Annotated in this window: 16 protein-coding genes and 1 pseudogene; 11 read left to right on the top strand and 6 right to left on the bottom strand. The window is 68.5% G+C overall.

Going from position 1 to position 19,975, the window contains the following annotated elements; genetic code table 11:
• Window positions 1-128 precede the first annotated feature (128 nt).
• From ABH925_RS36310 to ABH925_RS36290, 5 genes and pseudogenes are all read right to left on the bottom strand, one after another.
• Window positions 129-509, bottom strand: a pseudogene (locus ABH925_RS36310) (ISAzo13 family transposase); the annotation flags it as partial.
• 244 nt (window positions 510-753) lie between these two features.
• Window positions 754-1,470, bottom strand: a complete 717-nt coding sequence (locus ABH925_RS36305) for an SDR family NAD(P)-dependent oxidoreductase (protein ID WP_370155633.1) — start codon at window positions 1,468-1,470, stop codon at window positions 754-756.
• A gap of 32 nt (window positions 1,471-1,502) precedes the next feature.
• Window positions 1,503-2,765 (bottom strand): class I SAM-dependent methyltransferase, encoded by a 1,263-nt coding sequence (locus ABH925_RS36300; protein ID WP_370155631.1) that lies wholly within the window; start codon window positions 2,763-2,765, stop codon window positions 1,503-1,505.
• A 35-nt stretch (window positions 2,766-2,800) separates the two neighbouring features.
• Entirely contained in the window at window positions 2,801-3,790 is a 990-nt protein-coding gene (locus tag ABH925_RS36295; RefSeq protein WP_370155629.1) for a Gfo/Idh/MocA family protein, read from the bottom strand.
• Window positions 3,791-3,798: 8 nt separating this feature from the next.
• A complete protein-coding gene (locus ABH925_RS36290) occupies window positions 3,799-5,322 on the bottom strand; it encodes an NDP-hexose 2,3-dehydratase family protein (protein WP_370155626.1) in 1,524 nt (507 codons plus the stop codon).
• A gap of 112 nt (window positions 5,323-5,434) precedes the next feature.
• On the opposite strand from ABH925_RS36290, the gene ABH925_RS36285 reads away from it, so the two are divergent.
• The 3 genes from ABH925_RS36285 to ABH925_RS36275 all read left to right on the top strand — a co-directional run bounded on the left by ABH925_RS36285 (window position 5,435) and on the right by ABH925_RS36275 (window position 8,887).
• Window positions 5,435-6,376, top strand: coding sequence for an aldo/keto reductase (locus tag ABH925_RS36285; RefSeq protein ID WP_370155622.1), 942 nt, complete (start codon window positions 5,435-5,437; stop codon window positions 6,374-6,376).
• Between the two features lie 85 nt (window positions 6,377-6,461).
• Entirely contained in the window at window positions 6,462-7,679 is a 1,218-nt protein-coding gene (locus ABH925_RS36280; RefSeq protein ID WP_370155621.1) for a glycosyltransferase, read from the top strand.
• 20 nt (window positions 7,680-7,699) lie between these two features.
• Entirely contained in the window at window positions 7,700-8,887 is a 1,188-nt protein-coding gene (locus tag ABH925_RS36275; RefSeq protein WP_370155620.1) for a nucleotide disphospho-sugar-binding domain-containing protein, read from the top strand.
• 20 nt (window positions 8,888-8,907) lie between these two features.
• Here the strand turns inward: ABH925_RS36275 and ABH925_RS36270 are convergent, their stop codons facing one another.
• Window positions 8,908-10,050, bottom strand: coding sequence for a glycosyltransferase (locus ABH925_RS36270; RefSeq protein ID WP_370155618.1), 1,143 nt, complete (start codon window positions 10,048-10,050; stop codon window positions 8,908-8,910).
• A gap of 248 nt (window positions 10,051-10,298) precedes the next feature.
• Between ABH925_RS36270 and ABH925_RS36265 the strand changes: the two genes are divergently transcribed.
• The 8 genes from ABH925_RS36265 (at window position 10,299) to ABH925_RS36230 (ending at window position 19,867) form a co-directional block, all read left to right on the top strand.
• Window positions 10,299-11,462: a nucleotide disphospho-sugar-binding domain-containing protein gene (locus tag ABH925_RS36265; protein ID WP_370155616.1), complete on the top strand. Its 1,164-nt coding sequence runs from the start codon at window positions 10,299-10,301 to the stop codon at window positions 11,460-11,462.
• A 17-nt stretch (window positions 11,463-11,479) separates the two neighbouring features.
• Window positions 11,480-12,985: an FAD-dependent monooxygenase gene (locus ABH925_RS36260; RefSeq protein WP_370155614.1), complete on the top strand. Its 1,506-nt coding sequence runs from the start codon at window positions 11,480-11,482 to the stop codon at window positions 12,983-12,985.
• A 67-nt stretch (window positions 12,986-13,052) separates the two neighbouring features.
• Complete coding sequence (locus tag ABH925_RS36255; RefSeq protein ID WP_370155611.1) at window positions 13,053-15,518, top strand: excinuclease ABC subunit UvrA; 2,466 nt, start codon at window positions 13,053-13,055, stop codon at window positions 15,516-15,518.
• 26 nt (window positions 15,519-15,544) lie between these two features.
• Window positions 15,545-16,177 (top strand): PadR family transcriptional regulator, encoded by a 633-nt coding sequence (locus ABH925_RS36250; RefSeq protein ID WP_370155609.1) that lies wholly within the window; start codon window positions 15,545-15,547, stop codon window positions 16,175-16,177.
• A 67-nt stretch (window positions 16,178-16,244) separates the two neighbouring features.
• Window positions 16,245-17,207, top strand: coding sequence for an ATP-binding cassette domain-containing protein (locus tag ABH925_RS36245; RefSeq protein ID WP_370155607.1), 963 nt, complete (start codon window positions 16,245-16,247; stop codon window positions 17,205-17,207).
• 11 nt (window positions 17,208-17,218) lie between these two features.
• Window positions 17,219-17,971 carry an ABC transporter permease gene (locus ABH925_RS36240; protein WP_370155605.1) on the top strand — a complete coding sequence of 251 codons (753 nt, stop codon included), beginning with the start codon at window positions 17,219-17,221 and terminating at the stop codon, window positions 17,969-17,971.
• A 158-nt stretch (window positions 17,972-18,129) separates the two neighbouring features.
• Entirely contained in the window at window positions 18,130-19,101 is a 972-nt protein-coding gene (locus ABH925_RS36235) for an ATP-binding cassette domain-containing protein (RefSeq protein ID WP_370155602.1), read from the top strand.
• A 10-nt stretch (window positions 19,102-19,111) separates the two neighbouring features.
• On the top strand, window positions 19,112-19,867 hold the full coding sequence (locus ABH925_RS36230) for an ABC transporter permease (RefSeq protein ID WP_370155599.1): 756 nt from the start codon (window positions 19,112-19,114) through the stop codon (window positions 19,865-19,867).
• Window positions 19,868-19,975: the final 108 nt, after the last annotated feature.

The raw sequence follows: 19,975 nt of genomic DNA, 5'->3' as shown, positions 1-19,975 counted from the left end.
GAACCGGGCATGGAACCCGGCTATCCCCTCGGACCACGCCTCAACTTGTTTGACCGTCAGCTCATCAGCACACAGTCAGACCAACGAGCACGCACGCTCACAGTCACGCCCAGATGCGGTTGCAGTATTAGGCAGAAGCCCTCGGCGTGCAGCAGGCCAGCGACGGTGTCGGCCGAACAGCGGTGGCCGGCCGTGGTCAGTTCCCGCGACAGCTTCCTGGTCGACTTCGTCGTCCAGCGCAACGGTGACATCGGATACCCGCGCATGTCCTGCTCGACCAGTGCGAGCAGCGCGGGTACCAGTTCCGGGTCCAGGTCGGCCAGCTTCTTGCGGCCCCCGCCGGGCCGATGAACCCGACTGGTCGGTTCCACCGCGCCGTCCAGTTCGTCCACTCCGCGCGAGACGGTTCCCTCGCGCATTCCCGCAGCTCGAGCCGCCAATCGGATCCCGCCATGCCCTAACGACCGGGCCTCAGCCCCAGCTGCCAGACGGCGTTGCCGCTCATCCAGATGGGATCTGTACGGTTACCGGCCCTGGCCCGTAGTCGGTGGTGACGGTGAGTAGCGTGCTGTTTTCGCAGGTCGCCGCAGTGCGGATGCTTCCAGAGCGAACCGGCGCAGGGCCACACCGCCGTCAGCCGAGCGCGCGCATGCCCTTAATGACCTGCACATTCTCGCGGCGGAGACTTCATGACAAGCCGTCACCACCGACTACGGGCCAGAGCTGCTCGCTGGACAGACCCTCCCTACAGCCTCAGCACACGCTGACCCCGCCGTCGACGCGCAGGACGGCTCCGGTCAGATAGCCGGCCTCGGTGCCGCAGACAGTGTGGATCCACCACGCGATTTCCTCCGGCTGGGCCGCGCGCCCCAGCGGGATCCGCTGATAGTCGCACTTGGCTGATAGCACCTCATCGGACAAGCCAGACTTGGCGAGTGCGCTGGTTTCGGTCACCCCGGGGGCGACCGAGACGACCCGGACCCCCCGCGCGGCGATCTCGCGTGCCCAGGTCCGGGTGAGGAAGTCGAGGGCCACCTTCGTGCCGCCGTACACCGAGTTGGCGGGCCAGCCACGGCCCGCGGGGTTCGAGGTGACGTTGACGATCACCGAGCCGGGGTTCAAGTGAGGGAGCGCGGCCTGCGCCAGAAAGATCGGTCCGAGCAGGTTCGTCTCGATCTGCTGAACGGCCTGCTCCCTGTCGATCTCCCCGAGAACGGCCGGCCTGGTGATGCCGGCGTTGTTAACCAGCACGTCGATGCGGCCGAACTCCCCAAGCGCCGCATCCACGATCTTCTGCGGCGCGTCCGCGTCCGCCACGTCCGCCACGAGCGTCCGGATGCCTGGCCGCCCCTGGGCGGTCTCCTCCAGGGCGTCCCTCGTCCGACCGACGATCAGCACCAGGGCGCCCTCGTCCGCGAACAGCCGCGCTGTCGCCCGCCCGATCCCAGAGCCGCCGCCCGTGATGACCACGGTCCGGCGGCCCTGGTGGGATGCGCCCTCAGTCACGCCTGGGACGGGACGACGGAGGGCGTGGGGTTCGGCAGGATGAAGCGCCCGCCCATGGCGAGGAACGCCTTCTCCTTGTTGAGGATCTCCTCGCTGTAGTTCCATGCGAGCAGCAGGTAGTAGTCGACCTCGTCAGCCGCCACCTCGCTCGGGGCGCGCACCGGGATGTGCGTCCCCGGCAGCACCTTGCCCTGCTTGAACTCGGTGGTGTCAGAGCAGAACTCGAGGTCGTCCAGTCCGAGCCCGCACGCGTTCAGCAGTGTGTTCCCCTTGGCCGGCGCACCGTATCCGACGATCCGCTTCCCGTCGGCGCGCAGTCCCCGGATGAGCGCCACCAGCTCGTCCTTGATCGACGCGAAGTTCTTCGCGAACTGCTCATAGGTGCCGTCCTGGTCCAGCCCGAACGCGTGCTCGCCCGCAATGAGTTCCTGCACGATCGGCCGGGTCGGCCACGTGCCGTCGCGAAGGCCGGCGAACACGAGGATGGATCCCCCGTGCACGGGCAGGCGCTCCACGTCCACGATCCGCAGCCCGTGGCGCTCGAACAGCGTCGCCAGAGTGCCGACGCCGAAGTACGACAAGTGCTCGTGGTAGATGGTGTCGAACTCGTTGCGCTGCAGCATGTCCACCGCGTACGGCACCTCGATGGCAAACAGGCCGTCAGAGTCCAGCATGCTGCGGACCGCCTCGACCACCCCTGAGATGTCGTCGATGTGCGCGAACACGTGACGGCCTAGGATCAGCTTGGGCGCCCCGTACTTCTCCTTGACCGCCGCGGCGGTCTCGATCGAGAAGAAGTCCGGCAGCGTCTCGACACCCCGACGGCGCGCCACCTCGACGATGTTGAGCGCGGGGTCGATGCCGAGCGTGCGCATGCCGGCTTTCTGGAACGCCTTGAGCTGCGATCCCGTATTGCTGCCGATCTCGACGACGAAGCTGCCGGGCGCGATCCCGAAGCTGGCCCTGCAGATGTCGACGACGTGCTGCATGTGCTTCGTCATCATCTCGGAGTCCGACGTGGTGTACGGGTAGGTCCGGTAGAGCACCTCGGGGTCGACCACGTGGGTGAGACTCATCAGGCGGCAGGACCTGCAGCAGACGACGCCGAGCGGGTAGCGCGGCTCGTCGTCGTACGAGTCGGACGGCTCCAGGAAGCTGTCCGCCAGAGGCAGATCCCCGAAGGAGACGACTGGCTGCCAGTCCTGCTCACCGCACACTCGGCAGGTCGTGACCTGTGTCGCGTTGCCCGTCGAAGTCATGTGATGGCCTTTCTCTTAGCTGTTGGGGTGGGTGGCTACAAGGGGGTGCGCAGGGCGGACGTGGCAACCCGCTCAACGAGCTGTGCCTGGTGCAGAAGGTCATCGGAGCAGGACACGGTGTCGCCGGCAAGGATCGCCGCTGCGAAGGCGCTGAGCATGGCGTCGAACTGCCGGTCCGGGGCGAGCTGATGGACGGTGCTGTGACCGTCCTGGGTCAGCCGCATGGTCGGCCGGAAGCCGTCCGGCGCGCTGTAGGCTCGATCGAGACTGATCGCCCCTTCCGAGCCCCACAGGGTGTATCCGCAGCGGTAGGAGTGGACGAAGCCGAAGGCGAGCTGGGCCGTGATTCCTTCGGGCGTTGTCAGCAGGGCCGCGCCCGCCCCATCGACGCCGTGGTCCGGGTCGACGCGAAGCACCGCCCCCGCCACGTCCAGGTCATCGCCGAGCAGCATCCGGGCAGCGCGGATCGGATAGACACCGGCGTCGAGAAGCGCGCCTCCGCCCAGTTCGCGGCGGTAACGGATGTCGCCGGCCGGGAGCGGGGGGAAGGCGAACTCAGCGGACATGCCACGCAACTCGCCGATCGCCCCGGATGCGAGCAGGGACCGCACGTGCTCCTGCTGCGAGTGACGCGCGAAGCCGAAGTTCTCCATCAGGACCAGGCCGCGCCGGCGTGCCAGGTCCACGAGCGCGGCGGCTTCCGCAGCGGTGGAAGAAGCTGGTTTCTCCACCAGCACATGCAGGCCCGCCTCGAGGCACGCACGCGCCCAGGGGCTGTGGAGCGCCGCGGGTAGGGGTATGTACACGGCGTCGATATCGTCGCGAGCGAGGAGCGCCTCATAACCCGCGACGGGCAGGCAGGCGAACTTCCGGGCGAAAGCCTCCGCCTTCTCGGCGGTGCGGCTGGCGACAGCCTGGAGCGTGAACTCCTTCACCCTTGCCAGTGCTGGCAGGGTCCGGCGTCTGGCGATCTCCGCGCATCCGAGAACGCCGAGCCGGATGGGCTGGGCGGCGTCTGATCCCACCGGTGCCCTCACCAGATCGACTGCAGGCAGGCGATCAGACTGCGCGCCTGGACTTTGACGTAGTGGCTGTGCTGCAGCAGCGCCACGAGCTGCCCGACGGTCATCCACCGGAAGTCCTCGTGCGCGGGAACGTCGTGGTCGATCTCCACCACCATGTAGCGGCTGAGAACCTGGTAGAACCGTCCACCTTCCTCGGACTGGGTGACGCCGTACCGGACCTGTTCCGGTGCCGCGGCCAGGATCTCCTTCAGGTAGGGCTGGTACCCGGCCGTCAGCGGGGAGCCGTAGCTGTCGGGGATGAACTGGACCGTGGGGCCCAGTTCGATCGCGTCTGCGAAGCCCGGCTCCACGCCGGCATGAACCAGCACATGGACCACACCGTCGAACCGCCGCGCGAGGAAGGCGATGGTTCCCTCGGCCCGGGTGCGCAGCAGCGGCTGAGTCCACTGCGTCACCTCACGGCTGCGCGCGCTCACGGACACCGCGACGATGCTGAAGTCGTTGCCGGACTCGTGCCGGATCTCCTCGCGCGTCGTGATCCACTTCTCGATGGAGCCGAGCGGGATCCGCTCGCTGACCAGTTCGGCCCGCGCTTTGACGTCGGTGAACCAGCGCAGCAGCTCCGGCAGGGCGTGAACGGCCGGCGCCTCGCTGGGCAGCGACGCGAGCAGCGCTGTCTGGAACGCGCTCGCGCCGATCGGCGCGGCCGCCGTGCTCGCCTCGTCCAGGGGGATGCACGCCAGCACCGTGCGGGTATCCATGTTCACCAGGTCTTCCGCCTGGAGCAGGTTGCGGACCTGGCCGATGGTCAGCCAGCAGTAGTCCTCGTGCTCGGGGACGTCCTCGGTCACCTCGACGACCATATTGCGGTTCCGCTTGTGGTAGAACCAGGACCCATGCTCGGACAAGAGCACATCCACGAGTACCCGACCCTGCTGAGGGCCGTTGAAGTACTCCAGATAGCGCACGGCGCTGCCGCGGTGCACTCCCGTGTAGTTGCTGCGCGTGGCCTGGACCGTCGGGGAGAGCTGGAGGCCCTGAGCGTTGCCGGGTTCGGCCTTCACCTGCATCAGGCAGTGCAGGACGCCGTCGATCTCCTTCACGAGGATCCCGAGGTAGCCGATCTCCGGCTGATTGATGATCGGCTGGTCCCACGTGGCGCCGCCCTCGCCCCCCAACCGTGCGCGCACTCCCTCGACGGAGAAGAAGCGGCCGGTCTCGTGCACGATGTTTCCGGTGCCCGTCTCGAAACCCCATCGATTCAGGTCGGCGAGGGGAATGAGCTCCACATCCATGCGGACCGCCTCGCGGCGATGGGCAAGCCACTCCCAGAACCCGTCCATCGACAGATAGTGTCCATCCGTCGCGTGAGCGGACTCGGCGAGGCGGCGACGATCTGCGATGTCAGCGACCCTGGCAGTTTGGCGAGGGCTCACGAATGCCTGGGACAATGGGATCTCCGTCGCGTCGAACTGAGTTGTCCTGCCGGGTCCCGAGCCTCCGCGTGGACGATAGAGGCAGGCTCGAACCACGCTCTAAGGTCGCGCTGCTCAGCGCGCTGGATGAGCTTTCGAGCGGCCTTCGACCATTGCGGCACACGGTGTCCGCGTGGAGTTCCGAAAGCTTGGCCGCAGCGGCCTGTCCGTGAGCGAGATCGTCTATGGGAACCTTCTGTATCCCCAGGACGACACCCCCGACGAGACAGTCCTCGGATGCATCCGAGGTGCCAGGGACGTCGGCGTGACGACCTTCGACACCGCCGACATCTACGGCATGTTTCGCTCCGAGAACCTCCTGGGACGTGCCCTGGCGGGGGAGCCCCGGGAAGAGCTCGTCCTGTGCACCAAGGTCGGCATGCCTACAGCCGGCGGGCCCAACGGACGCGGCCTGTCGCGCAAGCACATTCTGGAGTCCGTGGACGGGTCACTGCGCCGACTGCGCGTCGATCACATCGACGTCTACACCGCGCACCGCTACGACCCGGAAACTCCCATCGAGGAGGTCATGTGGACCTTCGCCGAGCTGGTGCGCTCCGGGAAGGTCCTCTACATGGGGATGTCCGAATGGCCCGTGGAGTCCATCACCGAGGCTTCCCGGCTCGCCCAGGAACTGCACGTGCCACTGGTGTGCCACATGCCGCGCTACTCGATGCTGTGGCGCGTTCCGGAGAGCGAGGTCTTCAAGACCTGCGATGACCTCGGCATCGGCCAGATCACCTATTTCACCCTTGAGCAAGGCGTGCTGACCGGCAAATACCTCCCCGGCGTCGACTGGCCCGCCGGATCGCGAGGCACGGACCTCAAGGGCGGCCGAGGCCCGCTGATGCGTCACTGGCTCGACGCCGACGACGCGCTCACCCGCATCCAGCGCCTGGCACCGCTGGCCGAGGATTCCGGACTGAGCCTGGCGCAGCTGGCCGTCGCCTGGGTCCTTCAGCACCCGAGCGTCGCCGGAGCGGTGATCGGGGCGTCCCGCCCAGAGCAACTGCACCACAACGCCGAGGCATCAGGCCGCCCCCTCGAGGCGGACCTTATGTCCCGCATCGACCAGATCCTGGGCGGCGACCTCATCGTGCACAGCGCATGAAGACACAGCCGGAGCCGAACGGAAGGAAGCAGGGCTAATGCGGGTACTCTTCACTACCTTCCCCTGGCACTCGCACCACTTCCCGATGGTCCCGCTCGAACAGGCCTGCCTGGCAGCGGGCCACGACGTCCGCGTCGCGAGCACCCCGGCGCTGCAACCCATCGTGGCCGCGTCGGGCCTGCCGTTCGTTCCGGTCGGACACGACGTCAACCTGGCAGCGCTGTCCAACGACCGCAGCCGCGCGGCCTGGCACCGGCAGGAGCGCTGGCCCCAGGACTGGCCGATCCACCCCGAACTCCTAAGCGACGACCACTTCGCGATGATCGAGAACCTTGGTCGGATGCAGGTCCTCATGGCCGACGCCATGCTGGACGACCTGCTGGATTTCGCGCGTGCGTGGCGCCCGGACCTCATCGTCCACGACGCTGTGACCCTCGCCGGACCGGTGGTTGCCTCCGCGATCGGCATCCCCAGCGTCAGCCATCTCTGGGGCACCCCCGGCCCCCAGAGGATCGAGATGCGGCGTTTCGGGTCGGAGCCCCTCCCCGAATACGCGGCCCTCTACGAACGCGTTGGGGCACCCTTGCGCGCGGAGCCTACCGCGTGGATCGACCCCAGTGCCCCGGGCACACGGTACGAGATTGGCCCGACCTGCCGGCAGGTGCGCTACGTCCCCTACAACGGCCCCGGGGTCATGCCGCTGTGGCCCCTGGAACCGCGCCGCGGCACCCGCATCTGCGTCACCTGGGGAGGGACCAGCACCGCGCTGCGCGGCGATGCCGTGCTCGACCTGATCTCGCAGTGCATCCAGGCGGCGACCAGCATCGCCGACGAGGTCGTGGTCGCCGTCACGGACAAGGCCGTCGACGGCCTGAAGCCAGTGCTGGCCCACGAAGGCGTGCGACTGGCGACCAATCTCCCCCTGCACCTGTTCATGGGCAGCTGCGACCTGGTCGTGCACCACGGCGGCGCCGGCACCAGCCTGACCGCGGCCCTCGCCGGTGTTCCCCAACTGGCCATTACCGCCCGGCCGGAACCCTCGGTCAACGGCGCCCGTCTGGCCGCCGCCGGCGTGGCACATCACTTCCTGACCCACGAGGTGCCTGAAGGAGAAGAGGGCGTCCGCCTCCTGCGCAGCGAAATCGCTGAACTGATGGGCTTCCCCGGCTACCGATACGCCGCAAAGGAACTCGCGCAGGGCATCCTCACACAGCCCTCGCCCGCGGCGACCGTGGCCGAGCTCGAGTCCCTCGCAGGCAGCGACCAACTGCTGCCTCCGGCGTTCCCCCTCGTGCACCTCTGAGACGCAAGGAGACCGAGAACGTGCGAGTCCTGGTAGTCACCTCACCCTGGCCCACTCACTACTTCGTAATGCAGCCCCTGGCCAACGCCTTTCGTGCGGCCGGCCACGACGTCCTGGTCGCCGCCCAGTCCTCCATGAGCGACCTCGTCACCCGATCCGGTCTGCCGATGGTGGACATCGGCGGGGACATCGACCTGGTTGGGATCCGCCGGCGGACCCTGTCACGGGAACTGCAGGCACGTGAGAAGCCGGCCGACCCCCAGGACAGCGACGACGGCGAGGTCTTCGACTCCTGGCGCGAGGCAACGCTCTCGAACCTGGACGGCGTCGTGAACTTCGCCCGCGCTTGGCTGCCCGACCTCGTCATCGCGGACACGATGAGCCCGGCCGGCCTGGTCGCGGCACAGCTCCTCGGCGTGCCCGGCATCCGGCACCTGTGGGGATGGGACTTCCTCGGATCGGTCGAGGGCGAGAAGCTCTTCGCCGCCCTGCCCGGCTTCTACGAGCCCTACGAGCGCTACGGCCTCAAGGTGACGGGCGACCCGGCGACCCGCACGGTCGACCCGTGCCCACCCAGCATGCAGCCCCTGGGGACGCCCAGCCGCATCTCGATGCAGTACGTCCCCTACAACGGCCCCGGCGCCGTCCCCTCAGGACTCCCGCCGCGGACCGAAGGACGGCCTCGGATCTGTCTTACCTGGGGGCGATCCATCACCCGGATCATCGGAGAAAAAGCGTTCCTGCTCCCGCAGATCATCCGGGCCGTCGATGGGATCGACGCGGACTTCGTGGTCGCCATCGACCCCGCAGACCGCGACAGTCTGGGCGAACTGCCGTCCAACGTGGTGGCACTCGACGCGCCACCCCTGCACCTGCTCCTCGACAGCTGCGACGCGATCGTCCACCAAGGCGGTTCGGGGACGGTCTACAACGCGATCCGCTTCGGCCTCCCGCAGCTCGCGATCACCCACATGGCAGACCAGGACAACATCTCCGCGGCCCTCGAGAAGAGCGGCGCCGGGATCCACATCCGCGGCGAGGAAGTGACTCCGGAAGCCATCCATCAGGCGGTCACCCGACTCATCAAGGACCACGAGATCCGGCGAGCGGCCGACCGACTGCGCGCCGAGATGCTGGCCCAGCCCGTCCCCGCCCAGGTCGTCATGGAACTCGAACAGCTCACAGCAGCCGGCCAGGCAAAGGACTGACACCCTCCGGCCGCCCGCCGTCAACCCCAGCGGGCGGCCAGTTCGTCAGCCACGGCGACCGGAAGCGGTCGCCCTTCCTGTTCGGCGGCAACCTTCGCCGCCCGCGCCCGCCATGACGCGTCGCCCAGGAGATCGCCCAGCGCCTCGGTGACCGTGTCGGCGTTCAGGACCGACGGCTCGATGCAGATGCCCAGGCCAGCCGCCGCCACTCGTCGCGCGTGGTCAGGGGCGTCCGCGATCGGGAGCTCCACGACCAACTGCGGAACTGCAGCCGCCGTGGACATCATCGTGACGCCGGCTCCGCCGTAATGCAGGACCGCCGCGCAGCGCGGAACGACCTGGTCAATGGGCAGCCAGCCCGCTGCCACCACACCCGAGGAGACAGGCGACAGCTGCTCTGCGGTGGCCGGGTCCGTCGCGATCGCCATGTCGACACCGAGCGTCGGCACGATCTCCGCCAGGCGCGAGGTGAGATCGAGCATGCCCTGCGGGTTCACCTTAGGCAGGATGCTCCCGAACGTCAGGCACACCAGGGGCCTATGCCGCGGCTCATCCAGCCAACCGGGCAGCATCGCGGGGCCGGCGACCGACACGTAGCGCATGGCGGTTGCGGCGACTCCCGGCCGCTGAAGGCTTGGCGAGCAGAAGTCCACCCGCTCATCGGGCGCAGGTAGGCCCGCGAGACCGAACAGTTCCAGTTCCGGCGCCAACTCCTCCTGCGCTCCGATGGCGAACAGCGGATCCGGCCAGATGCCCCAGGCGTGCTCGACGACGGGGATACCCAGCCGCGCCGCCGCCAGCCGGCCCGCGTACTCGACCGGGTCCACTAGGACGAGATCGGGCTTCCACGCGGAGACGATGCCGCTCATACCCTCCAGCAGGTGGGCGCCGAACCTGCCCCAACCACGCCCGCTGCGAAGCACCCGCTCGCCGGCGTCGGCGTGATAGGGCGCCAGGCGGCCCTGTCGGTCACGGCCCATCACCGCTTTGACGTCGACCGAAGGGAGCGTCACCACCGGCAGCCCGCGTTCGCTGACCTGCCCGGCGAAGTCCTCAGTGGTCGCGGCCAGCACCTCGTGACCGGCCGCGCGCAAAGCCCAGGCGAGCGGAACCATCGGATTGAAATGCCCGAGCATGGGAGTGCTGCACAGCAAGACGCGCATGGGACATCCCTTGCGTGGTGCGACGGATGCGGGGCGCAAGGCGCTTCGCTGGATTCCAAAAGGCTCCCCACCGCAGTTCGGGCCGGACTCGAACCGGGCTCGACAAGACGAACGAGCGCCGCTCGGCCCGCGTTCGAGCGCCGCTCGGCCCGCGTTCGAGCGCCCGTCCATAGCGTCGGTCCGATCTCGCTGACCACCTTGTCGACGATCGATGGTTGGCATCCGACGCACCAAGGCGGGGGAGAGTCATGCGCGTCCTGTTCGTCTGCTCTGTTTCGACCTCCCACCTGATACCCATGGTTCCGCTCTCCTGGGCCCTGCGGGCTGCTGGCCACGACGTCCGCGTGGCCTGCTCCGCGGACTCCGCGCCCGGCGCGCTCGCCACGGGCCTGGCCGTGACCCCTGTCGGCGGGGACGGACACTTCGCCGAGAACCACCGGCGGAATCTGACCGAGACCAATGAGCAACACGGTCACGGCGGCAAGGACCATCTGGTCCGCCTGTTCGCGCGCAGCGCCGTGGACATGGTGGACGGCCTGTTCGCCGTCGTCGACAACTGGCAGCCGGACGCGATGGTCTACGAACCAGTCGCCTTCGCGGCAGAGGTCGTCGCGGCGGCCCGCCCGATCACCACATTCCGGCATCTGTGGGGACCCGATCTGCTCGCCACCACTCCAGGACAATGGCTCCGGCATCGCGTCCACGAGTCCCTCGCCGAATGCTTCCACGCGTACGGCGCGTCCCCGACGGACTTCCACGACCAGTTCGTCATCGACCCCTGCCCACCGGACCTGCAGAACGTCGGCCCCGGGACACAGGTACCGATGCGCTACATCCCCGTCGATCGGCCAGGGCCGGTGCCCAGCTGGCTCATCGACCCCTCACCTGCCGACCGGATCTGCGTGACCTGGGGAACCTTCGGCGACGCGATGCCCACCGACCATCCCTTCATCCGGATGCTGCAGCGCCTGGCCGGCATCGGCAAGGAAATCCTGCTGGTCATTCCTCCCGCGGACCTGCAGCGCCTCCCGCAGCTTCCGGACACGGTGCGCCCCGTCACCGGTGCCCCGCTGCACGCCGTGCTCCCCGCCTGCTCCGTCATCCTTCACCACGGAGGGGCCAACACCATGCTCGACGCGGTTGTGCGCGGTATCCCCCAACTGGTGGTGAGCGACACCTTCGAACGGTCTCTCAACGGCGAGCGGCTCGCTGCTACCGGCGCCGGCTCCCACCTGACGGCCCGCCAGGCGGAGGGCCCGGTCGTCGAGCAAGCCGTGCGCGACATGTTGACCTCGCCGAAGTGGGCCGAGAAGGCCCACGCGCTGCGTGCCCAGATGGCGAGCAGACCCAGTCCCGCCGAGGTGGTCTCCGTTCTTGAAGACCTGAGCGAAAGGAAGGCAGTACTCAAGTGACCCAAGCGGACAGGCCAGTGGAGACAGACGTCGTCGTCGTCGGCGGGGGACCGGTGGGGCTCATGCTCGCAGCCGAGCTGCGTGCCGGCGGCGTGCAGACAGTGGTACTCGAGCGGCTGGCGCAGCCCGCTGGACATGACCGGGCCGGAGCACTCCACATCCGGACGGTAGAGAGCCTCGACCTACGCGGCCTGCTCGGGCCCTTCCTCGAGGGCACCCCGCTGGCCAAGGGGCTGCCGTTCGCCGGCATGTTCGATCACGGCCTCAACTTTGCGGCACTGGACACGCGCCACCCCTACAGCGCCATGGTGCCGCAGTCGCGAACCGAGGAGATCCTCGCCGAGCACGCGAACACGCTGGGGGCGCAGGTCCGGCGCGGTCACGAGGTCGTGCACTTGGACCAGGACGAGGATGGCGTCGAGGTCACGGTCTCCGCCGGCGACCGAACCTACCGGATCCGCTCCAGCTACCTCGTCGGCTGCGACGGAGGCCGCAGCACGGTTCGACGCCTCGCCGGCATCGCCTTCCCCGGCACCGAGGCCACCGTGAGCGCGCTGATTGGCTACGTGACCACACCGGAGCACAACGTTCCGCGCCGGTGGCAGCGCACCGCGGACGGCGTGCTCGTGCTGGCGTTTCCGCCCGAGGGCGGCATGGGGCGCGTGGTGGCCATCGAGTACGGGCACACGCCCCCGGTCGGAAACCCGCCGGTCACCCTCGACGAACTCAGCGCGGCCGTGGAGCGGGTGCGCGGCGAGCCGCTGGTCCTGACGGCCCCCGTGCAGTGGATGTCCAGGTTCGGCGACGCGACGCGTCAGGCCGAGCGATACCGGACCGGCCGCGTCTTCCTCGCGGGCGACGCCGCCCACGTGCATTTTCCGATCGGCGGCCAGGGCCTCAACACCGGCATTCAGGACGCGATCAACCTCGGGTGGAAGCTTGCCGCCAGGATCCGCGGCTGGGGATCGGAGGAACTGCTCGACAGCTATCACGAGGAGCGGCACGCCGCCGGTGCCCGCGTTCTGCTCAATACCCGGGCGCAGCTCGCGCTGATGCGCCCGGACGAACAGCACACCACTCCGCTGCGGACCATCATGAACGAGCTGCTGGCCTTGGACGAGGCCAACGCCTTCTTCGCGGGGATGATCAGCGGCGTCTCGATCCGCTGCGCGGGGCTGCCGAGCGATGCCGCCGAGGCCGTCCACCCCCTGGCCGGGTCGTTCGCCGGCCAGCTCGCCGTCGCGAAGGGCGTCGCCGAGACCCCGGTCGCCGAGTTGCTGCAGTCGGCCCGCCCGCTCGTCGTGGTCTCCGCAGGCCGAGCTGACCTGATGGACATTGCTCAGGGCTGGCGGGACAGGGTCGCTGTGGTCGAGGGACGGATTCCTGAATGGCCCGACACGGATGCCCTGGTCGTGCGCCCCGACGGCTATCTCGCATGGGTGGCGGCGCCGGCGAGCACCCCTGCGCAGCTCCATGGCGCCCTGGCGCGGTGGTTCGGGCAGCCGGAACGACTTGAGAAGTGACAGTCGGATCCGTATAGTCGGTTCCGACTGGTTAGTCGGAACCGACTATACGTGGGGAGAACAGCGAGTGACCCAGGGCACGATCGGCGTGGTCGGCGCACGCACGCACAACCTTCAGAACGTCTCGGTGACCGTGCCGAAGGGCAAGATCGTCGCCTTCACAGGTGTGAGCGGCAGTGGGAAGACCTCCCTGCTGATGGACACCATCCACGCCGAGGCCCAGCTGCGTTACCTCGAGGGCATGAGCCCCTTCGTCCGCCAGTTCATGACCCCCCGCGACCGCCCCCAGGTCGACCGGGTCGATGGGCTGCCCCCGACTCTCGCCGTCGACCAACGCTCGCCCAACCGCAGCCCCGGATCCACCGTCGCCACCATCACCGCGGCCGACGACTACCTGGGCCTCCTCTTCGCCAGCCTGCCTCCGCTGGGACCCGACTGGGACAGCACCATCGGCCGGATTCTGAAGCCCTCGCAGTTCAGCCCCCGCAACCCTGACGGCTGCTGTTCGATCTGCTCCGGCAGCGGCCAGCACGCCGCCGCCGATCCGGACCTGATCATCGCCTGCCCGGAACTGTCCCTTCTCGGGGGCGCCTCCCCGTGGTTCGCTGACGCCCGCGAGCCGGATAAGGCGCTGCTCGCCCAGCTGGCGCGACTGCACGGAACCGACCTCGACGGGCCTTGGGCCGATCAGCCGGCCGGCTTCCAAAAGGCCGTCCTGCGCGGAACCGGCGACGTCATGGTCGATATCGCCTACGACACCACGATGAAGACGTCCGGAACGACCATCAGCGTTCGCAACAACCGCCAGTGGCCCGGGGTCATCGCCGAGATCGAGCGCCGACACGCGGCCGCCCCCACCCCGGCCGCAAGGGACCGCTACGCCCCCTACATCCGCAGCCAGGCCTGCGCGGAATGCCAGGGCACTGGCCTGGGGCTCATCGCCCGCACCGTCACACTCGGCGGCAGCCGCCTCGGCGAGATCCTGGGCAGCCCCATCAGCGAGGCCGTCGCGTGGGCCGAGCGTTTGTCAGGAGAACTCTGCCCCACCCAGCGCGAGGCGGCCCAAGCCGTGCTGCCCGGACTGCTCGCGCGACTTCGACTCATGCAGCGGCTCGGCCTGGGCCACATCGGACTCTCCCGCAGCGCCCCGACGCTGTCCGGCGGCGAACTGCAGCGCGCGCGGGTGGCCGCTCAGTTGTGCACCGCCCTCTCCGGCGTCGCCTTCGTCCTCGACGAACCCTCCGCCGGCCTTCACCCCGCCGACAAGCAGCAACTGCGACTCCTCCTCGAGGAGCTGCGCGCGGCCGAGAACACGATCTTGATGATCGAGCACGACCCCGAGCTGATCAAGTGCGCGGACTGGGTGATCGACATCGGCCCCCGCGCCGGCCGCGGCGGCGGGCAGCTCGTCGCGGAAGGCTCGCCGCAGGACGTCGCCGGCGTCGCCCGGTCCCTCACCGGCCGCTATCTCGCCGACCATGGCCACCGCGTCCGTCGCACGTCCCGGCCACTGCGGGCAGACCGGCGCCTCACGCTCACGGACCTCTCCGTCAAGACGGTGCGTGCGGACCGTGTCAGCGTTCCCCTGGGGGCGCTCACCTGCCTGACCGGCGTCAGCGGGAGTGGCAAGAGCACGCTGCTGGTCGACGGGTTCGCCCAGGCGGCCCAGGCCCGGCTGGACGGGAAGCGCCCGTCGGGAGTCGGCGCCATCTCCTGGGACGCCGCCCTGGACTGGGTCAGCGTGGTGGACCAGGAGCCCATCGGGCGAACCCCCCGGTCCAACCCTGCCACCTACACCAAGGCGTTCAACCTGATCCGAGCCCTCTACGCGGGCACCAACGCCGCGCGCCGACGGGGACTGACCGCCTCGGACTTCTCCTTCAACTCGGTGGGCGGCCGCTGCGAGATCTGCACCGGGCACGGAGTGCGCCAGGTGGACATGCACTTCCTGCCCGATGTCTGGGTGACCTGCGAGGCCTGCGAAGGCCGCCGCTTCGAACCGCAGGTCCTCGCCGTCACCTGGAAGTCCCGCGCGATCGACGAAGTCCTCGACCTGACCGTCGACGAAGCGGTCGACTTCTTTGACAAGCCCGCCCTGGTGGCGATCCTGCGGGATCTGGTCCGCGTGGGGCTGGGATACCTGCGGCTGGGCCAGAGCGCGACCGTCCTGTCGGGAGGCGAGGCGCAGCGGCTCAAGCTCGCGGCCGCGCTTAGCCGCACGGGCAAGCGGCCCGGACTGGCCGTTCTTGACGAGCCGTTCACCGGACTGCACCCCGCGGACGTCCAGGTCCTCGTCGAGGCCCTGGACAGCCTGGTCGCCCGCGGCAGCACCGTAATCCTGGCGGAGCACGACCTGCACGTGGCGGCCGCCGCCGACTGGATCGTGGACCTTGGCCCAGGCGCCGGCGACAAGGGCGGCCAGATCATGCATGCCGGAACGCCCGCGCAGCTGCGGGAATCCGGAGCCGGGCCGACTGCCGACTACCTGCGCTCGATCAGCGGCCTCGTCCCTGCCAGCAGTCCTGCCGGATAGATTATTCGGATCCGACTAATTATGACGTGGAGGGCACGATGGCAAAGAGAAGGCCAGTCTCGAACCTGCTGGGACTCGCCGTACTCGGGCTCTTGATCGAGCAGCCCATGCATCCCTACGAAATGGGCGCCACGCTGCGCGAGCGCAAACTGGACGGCAGCTTCAAGGTGCGCACAGGCTCGCTCTACGACGTGGTCGAGGCGCTGCAGCGAGTGGGCTGGATCGCGGCCGACACCACGGAACGCGAAGGTCGACGCCCCGAGCGGACGGTCTACTCCCTCACCGAACTCGGACAGCTGGAATTCGCTCAGTGGCTGGACGAACTCGTCCGCACACCGGTCAAGGAGTATCCGAGCTTCCTCGCGGCCGTCAGCTACCTCGGGGCGCTCGGGCGGAACCGGGCCGTGCAGGCCCTACAGGAACGCATCTCGGTGCTCGACACCGAGATCCGCGCCATCCAGGCGAGCCAGGACGAAGCCAAGCGTCAGCAGGTCCCCCGGCTGTTCGTCATCGAAGCCGACTACGCGGCAGCGATGGCCATCGCTGAGCGGGACTGGTGCGTCCGGATCGTCGACGAGATGCGCGAAGGCACTCTCACCTGGCCCGCCAGGCCGGAGCCGGCCGTGTCCGCGCCGGCGCCGTCGGGCCAGGCGTCATGAACGCCACAGCCACCGCGTCCAGCGCCGACCAGAGGCGCCCGGACGTCATCGAGGAGGAGTTATCACCATGATTCAGGTCAGCGGACTGGCCAAGACGTTCTCCTCCAAGAAGGGGAACGTGACAGCCGTCGCGGGCGTCGACTTCGAAGTCGGGGCCGGGGAGATCGTTGGATTCCTCGGCCCCAACGGGGCCGGCAAGACGACCACCATGCGGATGCTGACCACACTGCTCAAGCCGAGCGGCGGCAGCGCAATCATCGCGGGCCACGACCTGCTGCGTGCCAGCGGGGACGTCCGCAGGAAGATCGGCTACGTGTCGCAGACCGGAGGAGCCAAACCCGCGGCGATCATCCGAAATGACATCGCTCTCCAAGGCCGACTCCACGGCATGTCCAAGAGCGAGGCCCAGGCCAGGACCGCCGCGGTGCTGGCGGAGTTCGAGATCGAGGACCTAGCAGAGCGGACCTCGGCAACCCTGTCGGGCGGACAACGTCGCCGGGTGGACATGGCGCTCGGTCTGATCCACCGACCGCCCGTGCTCTTCCTCGACGAACCCACCGCGAACCTCGACCCGCAGAGCCGGGCGCTGGTGTGGTCGCACATCCGCCGACTGCGGGAGGAACACGGCACGACCGTGTTCCTCAGCACGCACTACCTGGATGAGGCGGACCACCTCTGCGACCGCGTCCTGATCATCGACCAAGGACGCGTCGTCGCCGAAGACAGCCCAGAGCGTCTGAAGGCTGCCATCGCCCACGACACCATCCAGATCGACGTCGCCGATGCCGTCGACCAGGCCATGGACACGCTCGCCCGCGCCGATGGAGTACACAGCGTGACCGTCGACGGGTACAGCTTGTCCCTGGCGTGCGATCACGCGGACCAGACCCTCAGCGTCCTCCTGCGTCAACTCGACCTGGCCCAGGTGCGCGTGGAGAGCGTGCGAGTCCTCAAGCCTTCGCTCGACGACGTCTTCATGGCAATCACCCAACGGGACCGGACCGAGACCGCCGAGCACGCCAACGCCTAAGGGAGACCATCATGCACACCTTCCGGGAAACGATGATCGTCTTCCGTGACGAGGTATCCGGCTCGCTCCGCAACCGCGTCGGGATCGCCATCGGACTCATCCAGCCCTGTGTATACCTCGTCCTGTTCGGGCCTCTGCTCACCAAGGCCCTGCCCACCGAAGGAGGAAACGCCTGGCGCCTCTACATCCCCGGGCTGCTTGTGCAACTCGGCCTGTTCACCGTCGGCTACGCCGGCTTCAACCTCATCCCCGACATGCGCTCGGGCTACCTCGAGCGCCTTCGCGTCACCCCCGCCAGCCGACTGGCGCTCCTGCTGGGCAGGGTCATGAGGGACCTCGTCCTGCTGATGATCCAGCTGCTCTGCGTCCTCGCCGCCGGCCTGGGCTTCGGCCTGCGCGCATCGCTGCCGGGCGTGGCCGCGGCAGCCGGCTTCATGATGCTCCTCGGCATCAGCCTGGCCTCCCTGTCCTACCTGCTCGCACTCAAGCTCCCCGTCGAATACACGTTCGCGCCCGTGCTCAACGGCATCTGCCTTCCCCTCATGCTGCTCTCCGGGATCCTGCTGCCGATGACCTTCGCTCCCGACTGGCTGCGCGGGATTAGCGACGCGAACCCGCTGCTTTACGTGGTCGACGCGATGCGGGACCTCTTCGACGGCCAATTCACCACACGACCGGTCGCTCTCGGCGCTCTCGTCGTGGTGCTGCTCGCCGCGGCGTCCGTGAGGCTGAGCATTCGAGTCTTCGGCCAGCGCAACAGCTGACCGACCCTCACGATCCACAAACCCCGACATCCCGGACCCAGCGCCCGACTTACCCCGCACCCCATAGCCCATCACCGCCTGCCCTCAGAGCGCACGGCGGCGTCAGACAGGCGCGCGCGCAAGCGCGCCGCAGCAAGAGCAAACCTCTAGGAGCTACTGTGCCTTCGGTACTAGCGCAAGACCTCACCAAGACCTACAAGACCAAGAACGGCCTCGTCGAGGCCGTCGTCGGCGTCAGCTTCGAGGTTGCTCAGGGAGAGATCGTTGGATTCCTCGGGCAGAACGGCGCTGGCAAGACCACCACCCTGCGCATGCTGACAACGCTGCTCAAGCCGACGTCCGGCAGCGCACGCGTGGCGGGCTACGCCCTGGCCAGTGACGCCCAGGGCGTCCGCCGCAAGATCGGGTACGTCGCCCAGTCCGGCGGGACGTCGCCCTCGGCATCAGCGCGCAGCGAACTGGTGCTGCAGGGCAGGCTCTACCAGATGCACCAGGCCGACGCCGTCCGGCGAGCCGACCAGCTCATCCGGGAGTTCGACCTGGAAGACCTGGCGGAACGACCGACCATCACCCTCTCCGGCGGACAGCGCCGACGGCTGGACATCGCTCTCGGACTGACCCACCAGCCCGCAGTCCTCTTCCTCGACGAGCCCAGCGCGGCACTGGACCCACAGAGCCGGAACCTGCTCTGGGACCACGTCCGCAAGGTCCGCGAGAACTACGGAACCACCGTCTTCCTGAGCACCCACTACCTCGATGAAGCGGACGCGCTCTGCGACCGGGTCCTGATCATCGACCATGGCCGGGTTGTCGCCGAGGACAGTCCGGCGAACCTGAAGGCCCAGCTCGGACACGACGTCGTTACCATCGAACTGGCCGCAGGCGCGGACCGCGCCGCAGCCGTGCTCGCCCCGCACCCCGCAGTCCACGACGTCAAGGCCGAGGCACAGGCCCTTCGGTTGACGGTCGAACACAACGACCGGGTCCTCCTGCAGTTCCTGCGCACTCTCGACGAGGCAGGTATCGAGCCCCTGTCCATCCAAGTCGAACGCCCCACCCTCGACGACGTCTTCCTGTCCATCACAGGCCGATCCATCCACGTGCCGGGCCAGCAGCCCTTGAGTGTCTGAGAGAGACCCCATGCAGATCATCAGCGATTCGGTGCTTCTTTTCCGCCGGCACCTCGACACGACCATGAAGAGCAAGATCAGCATTCTGATCGGCATGGTCCAGCCCGTGCTGTACCTGCTCCTGTTCGGCCCGATGCTGGAAAAGGCCCTGCCCGACGCTTCCGGTAGCAACGCCTGGCAGATGTACGTGCCCGGCCTGCTGGTACAGCTCGGCCTGTTCGGCGCCGGCTACGCCGGGTTCAACCTGATCCCCGACATGCGCGCAGGCGTGATCGAGCGGATGCGGGTCACCCCGGTCAGCCGGCTTGCTCTGCTTCTGGGTCGTGTCATGCGAGACGCGGTCGTCATGCTCATTCAGGCGGTCATGCTCACGGCGGTGGCGGTCGGCTTCGGGCTGCGCGCACCCCTCGTCGGCATCGTGGCGAGCTTCGTCATGGTCCTCGCACTCGCCATCAGCCTCGCTTCCATGTCCTACCTGCTGGCCCTGAGCCTGCCGACCGAGTACCTCTTCGCCCCAGTCATCAACACCGTCGCCCTGCCTTTGATGCTGCTCTCCGGGATCCTGCTGCCGATGACCTTCGCCCCGGGCTGGCTGTCCGTCCTCTCGCACTTCAGCCCGTTCCGGTACATCGTCGACGGCATGCGTGATCTGTTCCTCGGGCACTACGCCACGCGATCCGTCCTCGAAGGCGTCATCGTGGCCGCCGTCCTGGTGGTCGCCTCGCTCGCGCTGGGCACCCGGAAGTTCGTGAGGGCCAATTCCTGAACCCCCCCGTGGGGGGGGGGGGGCCCCCGCGGGGGCCCCCCCCCGGGGGGGGGGGGGGGGGGGGCCCCCCCCCCCGGCCCCCCCCCCCGGGCCCGCCGCCACACGCGG

The sequence above is a fragment of the Streptacidiphilus sp. EB129 genome, assembly GCF_041262645.1.
GTDB lineage: Bacteria > Actinomycetota > Actinomycetes > Streptomycetales > Streptomycetaceae > Streptacidiphilus.
The sequence above is the reverse complement of the archived record's forward strand: the minus strand, read 5'-3'. Positions and strand labels throughout refer to the sequence as shown.

Bases quoted from the DNA above. Each gene is read 5' to 3' on its own strand.
- ABH925_RS36300 (WP_370155631.1), bottom strand. From the start codon at position 2,765: ATGACTTCGACGGGCAACGCGACACAGGTCACGACCTGCCGAGTGTGC.
- ABH925_RS36270 (WP_370155618.1), bottom strand. From the start codon at position 10,050: ATGCGCGTCTTGCTGTGCAGCACTCCCATGCTCGGGCATTTCAATCCG.
- ABH925_RS36240 (WP_370155605.1), top strand. From the start codon at position 17,219: ATGCACACCTTCCGGGAAACGATGATCGTCTTCCGTGACGAGGTATCC.
- ABH925_RS36245 (WP_370155607.1), top strand. From the start codon at position 16,245: ATGATTCAGGTCAGCGGACTGGCCAAGACGTTCTCCTCCAAGAAGGGG.
- ABH925_RS36280 (WP_370155621.1), top strand. From the start codon at position 6,462: ATGGTCCCGCTCGAACAGGCCTGCCTGGCAGCGGGCCACGACGTCCGC.
- ABH925_RS36230 (WP_370155599.1), top strand. From the start codon at position 19,112: ATGCAGATCATCAGCGATTCGGTGCTTCTTTTCCGCCGGCACCTCGAC.
- ABH925_RS36265 (WP_370155616.1), top strand. From the start codon at position 10,299: ATGCGCGTCCTGTTCGTCTGCTCTGTTTCGACCTCCCACCTGATACCC.